The sequence below is a fragment of the Pseudoxanthomonas kaohsiungensis genome (assembly GCF_010211765.1).
In the GTDB taxonomy this organism is placed as follows: Bacteria; Pseudomonadota; Gammaproteobacteria; order Xanthomonadales; family Xanthomonadaceae; genus Pseudoxanthomonas; species Pseudoxanthomonas kaohsiungensis.
The window spans coordinates 65,925-82,984 of the sequence record NZ_PDWO01000003.1 but is presented as its reverse complement, the minus strand read 5'-3'; the positions used below and the strand labels follow the sequence as shown (position 1 = coordinate 82,984).

Annotated in this window: 14 protein-coding genes; 13 read left to right on the top strand and 1 reads right to left on the bottom strand. The window is 69.6% G+C overall.

Annotation, left to right across the window (positions count from 1 at the left end; translation table 11 throughout):
* Nucleotides 1-166 precede the first annotated feature (166 nt).
* From CSC66_RS04670 to CSC66_RS04630, 9 genes are all read left to right on the top strand, one after another.
* Nucleotides 167-1,024, top strand: a complete 858-nt coding sequence (locus CSC66_RS04670; protein WP_162376416.1) for a glycosyltransferase family 2 protein — start codon at nucleotides 167-169, stop codon at nucleotides 1,022-1,024.
* Complete coding sequence (locus CSC66_RS04665) at nucleotides 1,021-1,872, top strand: glycosyltransferase family 2 protein (RefSeq protein ID WP_162376231.1); 852 nt, start codon at nucleotides 1,021-1,023, stop codon at nucleotides 1,870-1,872. The genes CSC66_RS04670 and CSC66_RS04665 overlap by 4 nt, the downstream gene beginning before the upstream one ends.
* Nucleotides 1,873-2,000: 128 nt before the next feature.
* Entirely contained in the window at nucleotides 2,001-2,552 is a 552-nt protein-coding gene (locus CSC66_RS04660; RefSeq protein WP_162376230.1) for an NADPH-dependent FMN reductase, read from the top strand.
* 629 nt (nucleotides 2,553-3,181) lie between these two features.
* Entirely contained in the window at nucleotides 3,182-6,346 is a 3,165-nt protein-coding gene (locus tag CSC66_RS04655; RefSeq protein WP_162376229.1) for a TonB-dependent receptor, read from the top strand.
* A 188-nt stretch (nucleotides 6,347-6,534) separates the two neighbouring features.
* Nucleotides 6,535-7,290 carry a SapC family protein gene (locus tag CSC66_RS04650; protein ID WP_162376228.1) on the top strand — a complete coding sequence of 252 codons (756 nt, stop codon included), beginning with the start codon at nucleotides 6,535-6,537 and terminating at the stop codon, nucleotides 7,288-7,290.
* Nucleotides 7,291-7,294: 4 nt separating this feature from the next.
* On the top strand, nucleotides 7,295-8,317 hold the full coding sequence (locus CSC66_RS04645) for a cupin-like domain-containing protein (RefSeq protein ID WP_162376227.1): 1,023 nt from the start codon (nucleotides 7,295-7,297) through the stop codon (nucleotides 8,315-8,317).
* 116 nt (nucleotides 8,318-8,433) lie between these two features.
* A complete protein-coding gene (locus tag CSC66_RS04640) occupies nucleotides 8,434-10,065 on the top strand; it encodes a tryptophan halogenase family protein (RefSeq protein ID WP_162376226.1) in 1,632 nt (543 codons plus the stop codon).
* Nucleotides 10,066-10,072: 7 nt separating this feature from the next.
* Nucleotides 10,073-10,774, top strand: a complete 702-nt coding sequence (locus CSC66_RS04635; protein WP_162376225.1) for a DUF6445 family protein — start codon at nucleotides 10,073-10,075, stop codon at nucleotides 10,772-10,774.
* A gap of 55 nt (nucleotides 10,775-10,829) precedes the next feature.
* Nucleotides 10,830-11,792, top strand: a complete 963-nt coding sequence (locus CSC66_RS04630) for a DUF3667 domain-containing protein (protein ID WP_162376224.1) — start codon at nucleotides 10,830-10,832, stop codon at nucleotides 11,790-11,792.
* A gap of 12 nt (nucleotides 11,793-11,804) precedes the next feature.
* Here the strand turns inward: CSC66_RS04630 and ettA are convergent, their stop codons facing one another.
* Complete coding sequence (gene ettA / locus CSC66_RS04625; protein ID WP_162376223.1) at nucleotides 11,805-13,466, bottom strand: energy-dependent translational throttle protein EttA; 1,662 nt, start codon at nucleotides 13,464-13,466, stop codon at nucleotides 11,805-11,807.
* Nucleotides 13,467-13,671: 205 nt separating this feature from the next.
* On the opposite strand from ettA, the gene glyA reads away from it, so the two are divergent.
* From glyA to ribD, 4 genes are read left to right on the top strand one after another with little or no spacing between them, the layout of a single operon-like run.
* Nucleotides 13,672-14,925, top strand: coding sequence for a serine hydroxymethyltransferase (gene glyA, locus CSC66_RS04620; RefSeq protein WP_162376222.1), 1,254 nt, complete (start codon nucleotides 13,672-13,674; stop codon nucleotides 14,923-14,925).
* Nucleotides 14,926-14,936: 11 nt separating this feature from the next.
* Complete coding sequence (gene nrdR, locus CSC66_RS04615) at nucleotides 14,937-15,476, top strand: transcriptional regulator NrdR (protein ID WP_162376221.1); 540 nt, start codon at nucleotides 14,937-14,939, stop codon at nucleotides 15,474-15,476.
* Between the two features lie 8 nt (nucleotides 15,477-15,484).
* On the top strand, nucleotides 15,485-15,964 hold the full coding sequence (locus CSC66_RS04610; protein WP_162376220.1) for a GNAT family N-acetyltransferase: 480 nt from the start codon (nucleotides 15,485-15,487) through the stop codon (nucleotides 15,962-15,964).
* Nucleotides 15,965-15,993: 29 nt separating this feature from the next.
* Nucleotides 15,994-17,052, top strand: a complete 1,059-nt coding sequence (gene ribD, locus CSC66_RS04605; RefSeq protein ID WP_162376415.1) for a bifunctional diaminohydroxyphosphoribosylaminopyrimidine deaminase/5-amino-6-(5-phosphoribosylamino)uracil reductase RibD — start codon at nucleotides 15,994-15,996, stop codon at nucleotides 17,050-17,052.
* Nucleotides 17,053-17,060 lie beyond the last annotated feature (8 nt).

Genomic DNA, 17,060 nt, shown 5'->3' with positions numbered 1-17,060 from the left:
TGACGCGGGCAGGGGCGCATGCATGCGCGCGACCGCATGCAAGCGACCGCGTGTCTGCCCTGGGTTCGCGGGTAGAGGCGTCCGCGCCTTGCCGCCGCCGCTGCCGCGCGTTCCGGGTCGCGCCCCTGCTAAAGTCACCGCCGTTACCGAAACGAGTCCACGTCGAATCGTGAGCGACCTGCCCATCGTGCTGCTGCCGCTCGGCGCCGACGAGGATGCACTGGATGCCTGCCTGGCCGCGCTGGAGTCAGCGACCCCGGCCGGCACGCGGGTGTGGCTGGGCGACGGGGCCCAGGCCGGTCCACGCGGCATCGCCATCGTCGAGCGCTGGCTGCAGCGGACCCGCCTGCAGGCCGAGTACACGCGCCGCGGCCAACCGGTCGCCGAGTCGGCGCACCTGCAGGAGATGCTGCACGCGTGCGGCGATGCCGACGTGGTCGTGCTGTCGCCCGATGCGCAGCCCCTGCCGGGCTGGCTCCCGCAGCTGGCCGCCTGCCTCGCGCGCGACGCCGCGATCGCCACCGCGACGCCGTGGTGCAATGCCGGGGAGACCGCGGCCTGGCCGCGGCTCGGCGAGATCTCGCCTGCGCCGCCCGAGCCGGCGCTGACCGCACAGGCCTGTGCGGCGATGCCGCCCCGGCATCCCGAACTGCCGGCCGCCGTCGGCCACGCGGTGGCGTTGCGTGGCAGCGCCCGGCTGCGGGCAGGCGGCCTCGACACCGCCAGCTTCGGCTCCTGGTATGCCGCGCTGACCGACCTCTCGCTGCGCCTGTCCGGGCTGGGGTGGCGCAACGCGCTGTGCGAAACCGCATTCGTGGCCCGCCTTGGCGAAGGCGGGCCGGCCGACGGCGACCTCGACGCATTGGCCGCCCGCTGGCCGGCCTGGCATTCGCGCCTGGCCGCATTCCTGATGCACGATCCGCTGGCGGAAGCGCGCGCGAAGCTGCTGGCCCTGCACGGGCAGCTGCGCGACAGCCCCCAGCACGACCTGTTCGGCGCGCCGGCGGGGGAGGCGGGTCCATGAGCGGAAGCGAAGGCGAGGCGATCGCCGCCGTCGTGGTCAGCTACCAGAGCGCGTCGACGCTCGACGCCTGCCTGCTGCGCCTGCGCGCGGCGCGCGACGTGGCCCAGATCCGGGTGGTCGACAACGGTTCCGACGACGGCACGCTCGAGATCCTCCAGCGGCATGCCTTGGCCGATCCGCGCCTGCGCTTCGTCGCCAATCCCGACAACCCGGGGTTCTCGGTCGCCTGCAACCAGGGCGCGGCCGACAGCGACGCGCCCTGGCTGGCGTTCGTCAACCCCGACCTCCAGGTCCGGCCCGACTCGCTGGAGCGGCTGCGCCGGCACGTCCAGGCACTGGGGGGCGAAGCGGTGGTCGGCGCGGACCTGCACGGCGAGGACGGCCAGCGCGATGGCGCCGCGCGCCGGCGCGATCCGGATTTCGCGGCGATGCTGCGATCCCCGGCGGCCGCCGCGCGCCTGGACGTGGCGATGGACCCGGCGCAACCCCTGCAGGAGGTCGACGCGGTGTCGGGTGCGTTGATGATGGTTCCGCGGGCGTTGTTCACGCGCATCGCCGGGTTCGACGAAGGCTACCGCCTGCACGCCGAGGACCTGGACCTGTGCCGGCGCGCGCGGCAGGCGGGTGCCCGCGTCGCGGTGGCCAACGACGTGCCGGTCCTGCACGTGCGTGGCGTGTCCAGCCGCTCGCGGCCGCTGTTCGTCGAATGGCACAAGCATCGCGGCCTGTGGCGCTACTTCAGCAAGTTCGAGGCCCCGCGCCGCGGCGTCGCCACGCGCGCGGCGGTGCTGGCGGCGATCTGGGCGCATTTCTTCGTTCGCCTGCCGTCCGCGCTGCGCGCGCGCTGAACGCTGCGGGCGCAGGTTCCGCTGCTGCCTGGCCTCCGCCGCGGCGAGCCCGCGCCAATGAGGACGTTGCCGCGTCGGCTATGCTGCGGCCCATCCGGGCGCGCGCGGCGAACCGGCGGAGGCATGCGATGGCCAGGATCCTCGGCATTTCCGGCAGCCTGCGGGCTGGCTCGTTCAACACCGCCCTGCTGCGCGCCGCGCAGGAGCTGGCCGTTCCCGGCGTGGAGCTGGAGCTGGCGACGCTGCACGGGGTCCCGCTGTACGACGGCGATCTCGAGGCGCGCGAGGGGCTGCCGCCGGCGGTGCAGGCGCTGAAGGCGCGCGTGCTGGCCAGCGATGCGCTGCTGCTGGCGACGCCCGAATACAACAACGGCATCCCCGGCGTGTTCAAGAACGCGATCGACTGGCTGTCGCGACCGCCCGCGGAGATCCCGGCCGTCTTCGGTGACCGGCCGGTCGCGCTGGTGGGCGCGTCGGCCGGCGGTTTCGGCACGATCCTGGCCCAGGACGCGTGGCTGCCGGTGCTGCGCACGCTGGGCAGCCGGTTCTGGGCCGGGGGCCGTCTGCTCGTGTCCCGTGCGGGCCAGGCATTCGACGCCGATGGCCGGCTGGTCGACGAGCGCACGCGCGCGCAGCTGGCGCAGTTCCTGGCCGCCTACCGGGACTCGCTCCGAAGGTAACCGGTATCAATCCGCGCCGCGTACGACGGACGGACAGCGCTGACAAATGGAGCGGTTGACGCCAACGGCGTCGGTAATACGACCAGAACGTCCCGACTGTGCTTTCCGGTGCGAGTAAACGCGTCCGTGTGGAATTCCGTTTCCATATGCCTGGCAGGAAACTTATTCCGGCTCCGCGTGGCCGTTGCCGGGGCAACGGGATTTCTGCTGCGCTGCACTGTGACAGCGTCGATACACGCGTGTTATGTCTTGCGCCACCAAAGAATGATAGCGCTGTCAGTTTGGGTGGTCCGCCAGGAGGGCGGCCGCCGCGGTGCGTGCCGGCGAACTCGTCGACCGCAGCGTTGCCAGAAGGTATGCCGATCCGATTTGTGCCGGGGAAAAACCGCATCACCGGCAGGCGGGACGGGCCTGGTTCGTGTACGGCTGTACGGGTCGTCGACCGCGATCCGAGTACGCCCGAAGAGGGCGACATCCATAAATCGAAGCAACAAGAGGGGAGGGTAGGCAGATGAGCAGCAGGTCGCAGTATCTCGCGCTGTCAAGGGCCGCGCCGGCGAAAGCCGTGCCGGGGATGGGGTACCGGGTGCCCCGGGCCAACCAACAACAGCGCAGCTGAGGACACGTCCATGAATTCCAAGTTGAAGCGTTTCAAGTCGCGGGCGATGTTCACCATCGTGGGCGGCGTCATCATCATCAATCCGGCGTTCGCCCAGACCCCGGCGCAGGACGACGCGACCACGCTGGACACCGTCGTGGTCACCGGCATGCGCAGCAGCCTCGACCAGTCGATGAACCTCAAGCGCGACACGCCCGGCATCGTCGACGCGATCAGCGCCGAGGACATCGGCAAGTTCCCCGACACCAACCTGGCCGAATCCCTGCAGCGCATCACCGGCATCTCGATCGAGCGCCGCGACGGCGAGGGCGCCACGGTCACCGCGCGCGGCTTCGGCCCGCAGTACAACATGGTCACCCTCAATGGCCGCCAGGTGCCGGGCGCCGACGGCTTCGGCAGCGGCGGCCTCGAGATCGGCGGCGTCGGCTCCGGTACCCGCGCCTTCAACTTCGCCCAGCTGGCCTCCGAGGCGATCAGCGGCGTCACGGTCTTCAAGACCGGCCGCGCCGACGTGCCCAGCGGCGGCATCGGCGCCACCATCGACATCCTGACCGACCGTCCGTTCAACCACGCCGGCGGCGAGATCGTCGCCAGCGCCGGCGCCAAGGTCGTCTCCGACCAGTCGCAGGTGTTCGGCAGCGACGCCACCCCGGAAATCTCGGGCATCTTCAGCTACGCCAACGCGGACAAGACCTGGGGCGTGGGCGTCAACGCCAGCTACCAGAAGCGCCACGGCGGCTCGATCCAGGCCACCGAGAACACCTGGAACGTCGCCCGCTGGACGGGTACGGATTCGCGCCTGCGCCCGGGCGCGGTGGTCGAGAACGCGCCCGAGATCGGCCAGCTCTACAGCATGCCGAACGACCTGCGCTACGCCTTCCAGGACTTCGAGCGCGAGCGCATCAACGGCCAGGCGGTGCTGCAGTTCGCGCCGTCCGACGCGTTCACCTTCACCCTCGACTACACCTACTCGACCAACGAGATCGCCCAGAACCGCGGCGAGCAGACCATGTGGCTGCAGAACAGCCTCAGCCACGTGACGTTCGACGACAACGCCGACGTCGCCACCCCGGTCTACATCCGCGACATCGCCGGCGGCAGCAAGGACTTCGGCTTCGAGCAGCAGCGCGACGAGCAGAAGTACAAGCTCGGCTCGCTGGGCCTGAACGCGAAGTGGCAGGTCAACGACCGCTTCTCGCTGAACTTCGACGCGCACGACACCAAGGTCGAAAGCCTGCCCAACGACCCGATCACCGGCGGCAGCTCCACGGCCTTCAGCTTCGCCGGCCTGGCGCCCAATCCGGCGGTCAACAACTGGACCCAGGAGTACTGGTTCAACAGCGGGCTGCCGATCATGACGCGCACGCTGTTCCCGACCGTGGGCGATGCGATCGCCAACACCAACGGCGTCGTCAACCCCGATTTCGCGCCGGAGCAGCTGGGTTCGCAGATCCTGCGCATCTGGTCGACCCGGCAGGAAAGCCAGGTCAAGCAGGGACGCATCGACGGCATCCTGGACTTCGACGCCGGCCGCTTCCAGTTCGGCGTCGACTCTTCCAAGGTGTCGATGCGCCGCCTGAACGTGGACGGCCACGCGCACCTGATGACCCTGGGCAACTGGGGCGTCAGCGACGTGGGCCAGGTGCCGGGCATGACCGCGCTGCTGGACCAGCTGAGCATCGTCGACCTGTTCAAGGACTACGGCACCGCCGGCGCGCCGCGTGGCGCATGGTGGGGCCAGGCCAGCCAGCTGGCGCAGTGGGCCGAACAGGCCTGCGCCGACGGCAGCGCCCCGGCCGTCTGGCCGGAGTGCGACACGGTCAGCTCGAAGGTGCGTACCACCTACGACAACGACAACATGGTCGAGGAGAAGACCAACGCGGTCTACGTGCAGTGGTCGATGGACGGCCAGCTGGGCAGCATGCCGACCTACACCGTCGTCGGCCTGCGCTACGAGGAGACCGAGCTGACCTCGACCTCCGTCATCCAGGTGCCGAATTCCATCCGCTGGATGTCGAACAACGACTTCACCGTCGTGCGTTCCGACGAGTCGCTGCCGTTCTCCGAGAAGAACGAGTACGACTACCTGCTGCCCAACCTGGACTTCAGCATCGATTTCATGGATGACCTGAAGGGCCGCTTCTCCGCCAGCAAGACCATCGCCCGTCCGCCGTACGGCAACCTGTACGCCGGCCCGAACCCGGGCGCCCCGAGCGGCTCGGTGCTGTTCGGCGAGCAGTTCCGCGCCACCGGCGACGCCCAGAACCCGTCGCTGATGCCGCTGGAGTCGGTCAACTTCGACATCGGCCTGGAATGGTACTTCGCCCCGTCCAGCTTCATCGGCATCACGTACTGGAACAAGAAGGTCGACAACTTCATCGGCAACACGGTCGTCCGCGAGAACCTGTACGGCATCACCGACCCGACCTCGGGCCCGGATGCGCAGGCGGCGCTGGCGTTCATCAACAGCGCTGCGTGCCAGGCCCAGGTCACTGGGGCTGGCAACGACCCGGCGGAAGGCTGCGTGGGCAACTACACCACGCTGTTCACCGCGCTGGCGTTGCTGCGCAACGAGGCGGCCACCGGCGGCCTGGCGGCGTACAACGGCAGCAACGCCCAGGTCATCGACATGGAGACCCGTTTCGACATCTTCGGCGAGGCGGACGACCCGCTGTACCAGTTCGACGTCAACCGCCCGATCAACCAGCAGTCGGCCAAGCTGGACGGCTGGGAAATCGGTGGCCAGTACTTCTTCGGCGACAGCGGCTTCGGCATCCTGGCCAACTACACCATCGTCGATGGCGACGTGGGCATCGACCGCGCCGCCGACCCGGGCTCGGATGTGTTCGCGCTGACCGGGCTGAGCGATACGGCCAACGCGGTGCTGATGTTCGAGAAGTACGGCTGGTCGACCCGCCTGGCCTGGAACTGGCGCGACGAGTACCTGCTGGCCGCCAACCAGAACGGCAACAACCGCAACCCGTACTTCGTCGAGGAGTACAAGCAGTTCGACTTCGCCGTCGCGTACAGCTTCAACCCGAACCTGACGGTGTCGCTGGAAGCGATCAACCTGACCGGCGAGGACGTACGCTGGAGCGCGCGCAGCTACAACCAGATGGTTCGCCTGGTCGACCAGTCGCCGCGCTACATGGTGGGCGTCCGCTACGAGTTCTAAGAGGCATACTCCCGGAGATGTACTTCCAGGCTTTGCTTTGATTGGCCGGGACCGCTGCTCGCGCAGCGGTCCCTTTTTTTGCAGCTGGCCGGGCGCGCGCCGACTTGCGGGCGCCCGGCGTTTCTGGAATCGTCGGTCGACGGCGCCCGGCGCGACCCGCGCCGGATCCGGACCCCCTTGGAGCCGAAATGGCCCGCTACGAACTGCTCAACAACATCACCCACAAGGACCTTCGCGTCTCCACCCGCTTCGGCACCGAATTCGGCGACAACCTCGGCATGGTCCAGGCCTTCCCGACCGAGTTCGCCGAGCTCCAGCGCGAGTACCCGATCTTCTTCCGCAAGGATTCCAGCGGCGAGTTCCAGGCGGCAGCGCTGCTGGGCTTCGACCACCACGAGAACCTGTTCCTGCAGGGCGGCGGCTGGAATGCCGCGTACCTGCCGGGCGCGGTCGCCCGCGGCCCCTTCCTGATCGGCTTCCAGGAGCAGCAGGTCGACGGCCAGGTGCGCAACGAGCCGGTGATCCACGTCGACCTGGACCACCCGCGCGTGATCACCGGGCAGGGCGAGCCGGTGTTCCTGGCACAGGGCGGCAACAGCCCCTACCTCGAGCACATCATCACGGTGCTGCGCGGCATCAACGACGGCGTCCAGGCCGGCAAGGCCATGTTCGCCGCCTTCCAGGCGCTGGAGCTGATCCAGCCGATGACCCTCGACGTCCGCTTCGACGACAACCACGGCGTGAACCTGACCGGCCTGTACGGCATCGACCGCGAACGCCTCGCCGGGCTGGATGCCGCCTCGCTGCACGAGCTGCACCGCGCCGGCTGGCTCGAGGGTGCCTACCTGGTGCTGGCCTCGCTGTACAACATGCGCAGGCTCATCGCCGAGAAGCAGCGCCGCCTGCGCGAGCAGGACGCCGGCGGACAGGGCAGGGCGGCCTGAGGCGATGTTCGAGGGGCTCGCCAGCGTCCGCGTCCTCGAGGGCTGCACGCCCGATGCACTGCCGATCGAATCGCTGCTGCAGCAAGCCGAACCCACCGTGCTCAGGGGCCTGGCCCGGGACTGGAGCCTGGTGCGGGCCGGCCTGGAGTCGCCGCAGGCGGCGATGGCGCAGCTGCGCGCGCACTACAACGGCCGCCCCGTCCACTACTCCTGGGGCGAGCCGGCCACCGCCGGGCGCCCGTTCTACAACGAAGGATTCACCGCGCTGAACTGCGAGGTGCGGCGTGGCGGGCTGGACCAGGTGCTCGACGAGCTGGCCTCGTACCTGGACGATCCGCACCCGCCCACCTACTACGTGGCCTCGCTGCTGGTGGACAGCTGCCTGCCCGGGCTGCGCGCCGGCAACGACCTGGACTTCGCCGCGCACGGGGTCGACGCGCCGCCGGCGATCTGGATCGGCAACCGGGTCACCGCCTCCTGCCATTACGACGCACCCAACAATATCGCCTGCTGCACGGTGGGGCGGCGGCGGTTCACGGTGTTCCCGCCGGACCAGATCGGCAACCTGTACCCGGGTCCGCTGGAGCCCACCCCGGGCGGGCAGGCGGTCAGCGTGGTCGACTTCACCGCGCCGGACTTCGAGCGCTACCCGCGCTTCCGCCAGGCCCTGGAGACGGCGCGCACGGTCGTGCTCGAACCGGGCGACGCGATCTTCATCCCGAGCATGTGGTGGCACCACGTGCAGGGGCTGGATCCTTTCACCGTGCTGGTCAACTACTGGTGGGCCAGCATGCCCGCCTGGATCCCCACGCCGATGCACGCGCTGTACCACGCGCTGTGGGCGATCCGCGACCGACCCGAGCGGGAGAAACTGGCCTGGCGGGAGGTGTTCGACTACTACGTGTTCGGGCCGGCCGACCGCGCCGGCGCGCACCTGCCGGAGCAGGCGCGCGACATGCTCGGGCCGTTCGACGAGACCATGGCGCGCAGGATGCGCGCCTTGCTGATCGGCAAGCTCAATCGCTGAGGGTCAGGCGCAGCGCGCCGGGGCCTTCGGATCACAGGGCGCGTGGATGTCGCACGCGCCGCCAGGTCCGCCGCGGCTGCCGCGGCGGGTTCGACAGAGAAAATGGGGAGTGCGTCTTGGAGAACAACCGGATTCGCAAGGTCGTGATCGCCGGCGGCGGCACCGCCGGCTGGGTGGCCGCGTGCGCGCTGACGCACCAGTTCCGCGACCTGCTCGACATCACCCTGGTGGAGTCCGAGCAGGTCGGCACCGTCGGCGTGGGCGAGTCCACGATCCCGACCATCCGCACGTTCCACCGGCTGCTGCAGATCGACGAGCGCGAGTTCCTCAGCTCGGTCGCCGGCAGTTTCAAGCTGGCGATCTCGTTCGAGAACTGGATCCGGCCGGGCACGCGCTACATCCATCCGTTCGGCACCACCGGCGTGAATACCTGGTCGTGCGATTTCCACCAGTTCTGGCTGGAAAGCCTGCGCCGCGGCATGAAGAGCGAACTGGGCGACTACTGCCTGGAGACCGTGGCCGCGCGCCATGACCGCTTCGCCCTGTTCGATACCGGCCACAATGCCCAGCAGTGGTCGATGCGCTGGACCAAGGCGGCCACGGCGATGAACCGTGGCGACGTGAGCTACGCCTACCACTTCGACGCCGGGCTGTATGCGGCGTTCATGCGCGTCCAGTGCGAGGGCCGCGGGCTCAAGCGCATCGAGGGCAAGATCGCCCAGGTACGCCAGCATCCGGACAGCGGCTTCGTGCAGGCCCTGGTGCTGGAGGACGGGCAGGTCATCGAAGGCGACCTGTTCATCGACTGCACCGGCGCGCGCGCGCTGCTGAGCGAGCAGGCGCTGCACACCGGCTACGAAGACTGGAACCACTGGCTGCCGAGCAACCGCGCGGTGGCGCTGCAGACCGAAGCCGACGGACCGGCGGTGCCGTACACGCGCGCGATCGCGCACGAGGCCGGCTGGCACTGGAAGATCTCGCTCCAGCACCGGATCGGGTGCGGCATCGTGTTTTCCGATGCGCACATGTCCGACGACGAGGCGACGGCCAAACTGCTCGCCGAGAACCCGTCGAAGCCGCTGCGCGACCCGTGGATCATCCCGTTCCGCACCGGGCGACGGCGCAAGGCCTGGAACAAGAACGTGGTCGCGCTCGGGCTGGCGAGCGGCTTCATCGAGCCGCTGGAGTCCACCAGCATCCACCTGACCCTGAGCGCGGTCACCCGCCTGGTGCAGTTCTTCCCCTCCGAGGGCATCAGCCAGGCGGCGGTGGACCGCTTCAACCAGGTCAGCCGCCAGGAGCTGGAGCACGTCCGCGACTTCGTGGTGATGCACTACCACCTCAACCAGCGCGACGAGCCGCTGTGGAAACAGTGCCGCGAAATGGAACTGCCACCGGGCCTGGCAGAGCGCATCCAGGTGTTCCGCGAGACCGGCTACGCGTGGCAGGGGGAGGACGAACTGTTCCGCCTCGACTCCTGGACCCACTGCATGCTCGGCCAGGGCGTGGTGCCCCGCACCCACCATCCGCTGACCCGCGCGCTGTCGGACGCCGATCTCAAGCGCCTGCTCGAGAGCGTGCGCAAGCCGATCGATGCCGCTGTGGCGGCCATGCCCAGCCAGGAGCAGTTCATCGACAGCTACTGCAAGGCGCCGCCCTCGGCCTGGGAGCAGATGTACGCGCGCGCCCGGCAGCATGAGCGGGTGACCGGCAAGATCGCGGGCCTCGACGGAGGTCTGGCCCGGTGATGCGCAGATGCTGATCCAGCCGCACCCCGAACTGCGCCTCCAGGTGTGGCGGATCGGCGCCGAGGGTGCGCCGCTGCTGGTCGTCGACCAGCTGGTGGCCGACCCCGATCGGCTGGTGCGCAAGGCCGCGCGCTCGCAGTTCGCGCCGCAGGGCGCGATGTTCCCCGGGATCCGCGTGCGTGCGCCGCTGTCGTACGAGGCGTTCCTGGAGCGGCTGATCCGGCCGCTGATGGCCGAGGTCTTCGGGCTGCCGCAACAGGCGCGGCTGTCGTTCCCGATGTGCCATTACTCGCTGGTGACCCAGCCGCCGCAGCAGCTGGCGTTCCTGCAGCGGATCCCGCACATCGATTCGGCCACCGGCCGTGGCCTGGCCACGGTCCACTACCTGTTCCGGCAGGGCTGGGGCGGAACGGCGTTCTACCGCCACCGAAGCACCGGCTACGAGTACGTGGACGAGGCGCGCGAGCTGCCGTACTTCACCCGCCTGCAGGAGGAGAGCGGCGGCGCCGACGCGCCGGGTCCCGGCTATATCGGGGAAGACACCCCTCTGTTCGAGCGCGTCGACAAGGTCGATGGCGTCTACAACCGCATGCTGGTGTACCGGCGCAACTCGCTGCACTCGGCCACGATCGACAACGCCAACGTGCCGCCGCCCGACCCGATCACCGGGCGCCTGTCGATCAACACCTTCATCGACGTGCTGGCGTAGCCGCGCGGGTGCGGGGCGCCGGCGTCGCAACCTTGTCCGCGCGGCGCCGGCGGTATTGAGCGCGGCCGCGGCGTCGCCCTATGATGCCTTGCGCTGCGGGCAGGCGACGGCGATGACGGAAGCAAGGGAGTGTGCCAACTGCGGGCGCGGCATCGGCGGCGTGGAGCAGAATTTCTGTCCGGCCTGCGGCCAGCCCACGCCGGCGCCCCGCATCGACTGGCGCTTCATGCGGCACGAGTTCGAGCACGGCGTGCTGCAGATGGACCGCGGCATCCTGTATTCGCTCAAGGAGCTGATGTTGCGGCCAGGTCGCCTGATGCGGGATTACCTGGAAGGGCGGCGGGCCCGCCAGGCCAGGCCGTTCCCATTGCTGATGATCACGGCGGCAGCAGTCGTGTTCCTGGGCAAATTCCTGCTGGATGACGACGTCATGGACTTCGCATTCCAGATGGGTGCGCTGCCGGCGACCGGTGCCAGTGTCGAGGAGCGGGCGGTGCAGGCCGCGTTCCTCCAGGTGCAGCCTGCCGTCCAGAACTGGATCGACCGGAATTTCGCGCTGCTCACCCTGCTGCTGGTCCCGCTGGAGGCGCTGGTCTTCCGCCTGGCTTTCATCGGGACAGGGCGCAATTACCCGGAGTGGTTGGTCGTCACCGCCCTGCTGACGGTGCAGCTGTTCGTGTTCTGGGGTCTGTCGGTACCCTTGCAGCGCTGGTTCCCGCAGGCTACCGCTGTCGCGCTCGGCCTGGGGGTCTGCTACACGATCTACTCGCTGGTCCAGCTGTTCGCGGACCTTTCCCCTTTGGGAGTCGTTGCTGCGCACGCTCGCCGGCGTAACCACATACCTCGTGCTGGGTGGACTGCTCTCCTTCGCGGCGATGGTGACCTTGGTGGTGACGCTCCTAAGGTGATGCTCGCCGTGGAGGAGCCACATGCCGGTACACCGTGTGCGTGGCGGCATCCCACCCTGGGCACTGAAACGAAACGCCCGCCTTGCGGCGGGCGTCGTGCTGAACACTGAGGCGCTTGAAGCCTACTTCAGCGCCTTGAACCGCAGCCGGTGCGGGCCCGCGTCGTCGCCGAGGCGGCGCTTCTTGTCCTCCTCGTACTCGCGGTAGTTGCCCTGGAAAAACTCCACGTGCGAGTCGCCCTCGAAGGCGAGGATGTGGGTGGCGATGCGGTCCAGGAACCAGCGGTCGTGCGAGATCACGAAGGTGTTGCCCGGGAACTCGAGCAACGCGTCCTCCAGCGCACGCAGGGTTTCGATGTCCAGGTCGTTGGACGGTTCGTCCAGCAGCAGCACGTTGCCGCCCTGCAGCAGGGTCTTGGCCATGTGCAGGCGGCCGCGCTCGCCGCCCGACAGCGTGCCGACCAGCTTCTGCTGGTCCTGGCCCTTGAAGTTGAAGCGCCCGATGTAGGCGCGCGACTGGATCTCGATGCCGTTGATGTTGAGGATGTCCAGGCCGCCCGAGACTTCCTGGAACACGTTGTGGTTGCCTTCGAGCTTGTCGCGGCTCTGGTCGACGTAGGCCAGGTTGACGGTCGGGCCGATGTCGATGCTGCCCGAATCGGGTTTCTCCTGGCCGGTGATCATCCGGAACAGGGTCGACTTGCCGGCGCCGTTGGGGCCGATGATGCCCACGATCGCGCCCGGCGGCACCGAGAAGCTCAGGTCGTCGATCAGCAGGCGGTCGCCGAACTTCTTGGAGACGTTCTTGAACTCGATGACCTTGTTGCCCAGGCGCTCGCCCGGCGGGATGAAGATCTCGTTGGTCTCGTTGCGCTTCTGGTAGTCGACCGACTGCAGCTCGTCCAGGCGCGCCAGGCGGGCCTTGCCCTTGGAACGGCCGCCCTTGGCGTTCTGGCGCGCCCACTCCAGTTCCTTGGCGATGGCCTTCTGCCGCGCCTTCTCCTGGTTCTCTTCCTGCTTGAGGCGCTCTTCCTTCTGCTGCAGCCACTCGGTGTAGTTGCCCTTCCACGGGATGCCGCGGCCGCGGTCCAGTTCCAGGATCCACTCGGCGGCGTTGTCGAGGAAGTAGCGATCGTGGGTGACCGCGACCACGGTGCCGGTGTAGCGCGCCAGGAACTGCTCCAGCCACTCCACCGATTCGGCGTCCAGGTGGTTGGTCGGTTCGTCGAGCAGGAGCATGTCCGGCTTCTGCAGCAGCAGGCGGCACAGCGCGACGCGGCGCTTCTCGCCGCCGGACAGCTTGCCGACCACCGCATCCCACGGCGGCAGGCGCAGCGCGTCGGCGGCGATTTCCAGCTGCTGCTCCAGGGTGCTGGCGTCGCCGCTGGCCAGGATCGCCTCCAGGCGCTCCTGTTCCTTGGCCAGGGCGTCGAAGTCGGCGCCGTCCTCGGCATAGGCGGCGTAGACCTTCTCCAGCGCCGCCTGGGCCTGCAGCACCTCGCCCACGCCTTCCTCGACCGCTTCGCGCACGGTGTGCTCCGGGTTCAGGCGCGGCTCCTGCTCCAGGTAGCCGACCTTGATGCCGGGCTGCGGGCGGGCCTCGCCCTCGAAGTCGGTGTCCACGCCGGCCATGATCCTGAGCACGGTGGACTTGCCGGCGCCGTTCAGGCCCAGCAGTCCGATCTTGGCGCCCGGGAAGAAGCTCAGCGAGATGTCCTTGATGATCTGCCGCTTGGGCGGGACCACCTTGGACACGCGGTTCATGGTGTAGATGTATTGCGACATGGGGGTGCTGGCTCCGCAGACAGGCGGCGCGGCCGCCGGTATACGGGCCACGCGGGGAAGGACGGGAAGGAGGCGATTATCCCGGATATGGGGGCGGGGCGCCAAATCGCCAGGCCCGGGCGGGCCCTGGTCCGGCGGGCCTGGCGCGGCCCGAAGGGCTACAATTGGCGGCCCCACCCCCCGATTCCCATACCCTGGAGCCCCGATGTTCCCGCGCGATGCCCGTATCGAAGGTTACGACCCTGAACTGGCCGCGGCCATCGCCAGCGAGGCGCGCCGCCAGGAAGACCACGTCGAGCTGATCGCCAGCGAGAACTACGCCAGCCCGCGCGTGCTGGAGGCCCAGGGCAGCGTGCTGACCAACAAGTACGCCGAGGGCTACCCGCACAAGCGCTACTACGGCGGTTGCGAGTACGTGGACATCGCCGAGCAGCTGGCGATCGACCGGGTCAAGCAGCTGTTCGGCGCGGACTATGCCAACGTGCAGCCGCATTCGGGCTCGCAGGCCAACCAGGCCGTCTATTTCGCCCTGCTGCAGCCCGGCGACACCATCCTCGGCATGTCGCTGGCCCACGGCGGCCACCTCACCCACGGCGCCAAGGTGAACGCGTCGGGCAAGCTGTTCAACGCGGTCCAGTACGGGGTCAACGACCAGGGCCTGATCGACTACGACGAAGTCGAGCGCCTGGCCGTGGAGCACAAGCCGAAGATGGTGGTGGCCGGGTTCTCGGCCTACTCGCAGCAGATCGACTGGGCGCGTTTCCGCGCCATCGCCGACAAGGTCGGGGCGCTCTTCTTCGTGGACATGGCCCACGTGGCCGGCCTGGTCGCCGCCGGCGTCTACCCGAATCCGCTGCCGCACGCGCACGTGGTCACCTCGACCACGCACAAGACCCTGCGCGGCCCGCGCGGCGGCATCATCCTGGCCCAGGGCGCCAGCGAGGACCTGGTCAAGAAGCTGCAGTCGATCGTGTTCCCCGGTATCCAGGGTGGTCCGCTTATGCACGTCATCGCGGCCAAGGCGGTGGCGTTCAAGGAGGCGCTGGAGCCGGAGTTCAAGGCCTACCAGCAGCAGGTGGTGAAGAACGCGCAGGCGATGGCGCAGACGCTGGTCGCGCGCGGCTACCGGATCGTCTCCGGCGGCACCCAGAACCACCTGATGCTGGTCGACATGATCGGCAAGGACGTGTCCGGCAAGGACGCGGAGGCCGCGCTGGGCAAGGCCCACATCACCGTCAACAAGAACTCGGTGCCCAACGACCCGCGCTCGCCGTTCGTGACCTCGGGCCTGCGCCTGGGCACGCCGGCGGTCACCACCCGCGGCTACACCGAGCAGGACTGCGTGGACCTGGCCCACTGGATCGCCGACGTGCTCGACGCGCCGGCCGACGAGTCGGTCATCGCGGCGGTGCGCGCGAAGGTCACCGCCCAGTGCGCCAAGTACCCGGTCTACGGCTGACCGCCTAGCCCATGCACTGCCCGTACTGCCAGCACACCGACACCCGCGTGATCGACTCGCGCGTGTCCGAGGACGGCGCCACCATCCGGCGGCGCCGCGAGTGCGAGGCATGCGGCGAGCGCTTCAGCACCCTGGAGACGGTCGAGCTCAAGCTGCCGGCGATCATCAAGAACGACGGCCGGCGCGAGGCCTTCGACGCGCGCAAGCTGCGCGTGGGCTTCGACCGCGCGTTGCAGAAGCGGCCGGTGGCCGAGGAGCAGATCGAGGCGGCGGTGCGCGCGGTGGTGCATGCGGTGCGCATGAGCGGCGAGCGCGAGCTCAATTCGCGCCGGATCGGCGAGTTCGTCATGGACGAGTTGCGCAAGCTCGACCACGTCGGCTACGTCCGCTTCGCCTCGGTCTACCGCAGCTTCGAGGACGTGGCCGATTTCCGCGAGGAGATCGAGAAGCTCGAGCGCGACCTGCCGCCGGGCAGCGGCCAGCTGCCGCTGCTGCAGGGCGGCGAGGTCGTGTCCATCGACAAGCACGCCGACCGGCAGAAGAAGCGCTGAGCGCAGCCATGCGCATCGCCTGGCTGCGCGACCATCCCTGGCACGTGGACGCCCTGGCCGCCGCCCACGTCGAGGCGTTCGGCGCGCTGCTGCCGGACTGGACGCTCGCCCAGGCGGCCGGCGAGCTGCGCAGCCACACCCGCGCCTGCGCGATCCCGTCGACGCTGCTGGCGCTGGATGCCAGCGGCGACTGGCTCGGCTCGGTCAGCCTGCTGCAGGAAGACCACGAACACATCCGCCAGTACTCGCCGTGGCTGGCCAGCCTGTACGTGCGGCCACAGGCGCGCGGCCAGGGCGTCGGCGCGGCGCTGGTCGCCCGCTGCGTCGCCGAGGCGGCCGCGCTCGGCGTGGCCCGGTTGTACCTGTACTGCACCGGGACCGTGGCGGACTGGTACCGCAGGCTGGGCTGGCGCGACCACGCCACGGTGGTGCTCGGTCCGCTGCAGGTGCAGGTGATGGCGGTGGACTGCGCAGGGCCGGAGCGGTGAACCGGTTCGATCCTGCCGACCAGCAGGCGATGGCGCATGCGCTGGCGCTGGCCGCGCGCGGCCTGTACACCGCCCGCCCCAACCCGATGGTCGGCTGCGTGATCGTGCGCGACGGCGAGGTCGTCGGCGAGGGCTGGCATCCGCGTACCGGGCAGCCGCACGCGGAGGTGTTCGCGCTGCGCGCGGCCGGCGACCGTGCGCGCGGCGCGACCGCATACGTGACCCTGGAGCCTTGCGCCCACCACGGCCGCACGCCGCCCTGCGCCGAAGCGCTGGTCGCCGCGGGCGTGTCGCGGGTCGTGGCGGCGATGCGCGACCCGTTCCCGCGCGTGGACGGCGCCGGCTTCGCCCGCCTGCAGTCCGCCGGAATCGAAGTGGCCGCCGGCCTGATGGAGACGCAGGCGCGCGAGCTCAACCGCGGCTTCCTCTCGCGCATCGAGCGTGGCCGGCCATGGCTGCGGATCAAGCTGGCCGCCAGCCTGGATGGACGCACGGCGATGTCCAGCGGCGAATCGAAGTGGATCACCGGCGAGGCCGCGCGCGCCGACGTGCAGCGCTGGCGCGCGCGCAGCGCGGCCATCCTCACCGGCGCCGACACCGTGCTGGCCGACGATCCCGCGCTGACGGTGCGCCTGGATCCGGCGGCCGATTTCGTGCCGCCGCTGCGGGTGGTGCTCGACACCGGCCTGCGCAGCCTGGCCCGGGGACGGGTGCGCGATACCGCCGCGCCCACCCTCTACCTGCATGGACCGGGCGCGCTCCCGCCGCCCGGCACCGCGGCCGAGTTCGCGGCGCTGCCGCTGCGCGATGGCCGGCCCGACCTGGCGGCGGCGCTGCAGCTGCTCGCCGGGCGCGGCATCAACGAGGTCCAGGTCGAGGCCGGGCCGGTGCTGTGCGGGGCCTTGCTGCGGGCCGGCCTGGTCGACGAACTGCTGCTCTACCAGGCGCCGCTGCTGCTCGGCGACGGCGCCCGGCCGCTGTTCGCCGGGCTGGGCATCGAGGCGATGGCCGAGCGCCTGCGTTTGAGCCTGGTCGACGAGGCCCGCCTCGGCGACGACCGCCGCCTGCTGCTGCGCCCGGTGGCCTGAAAAAGCGA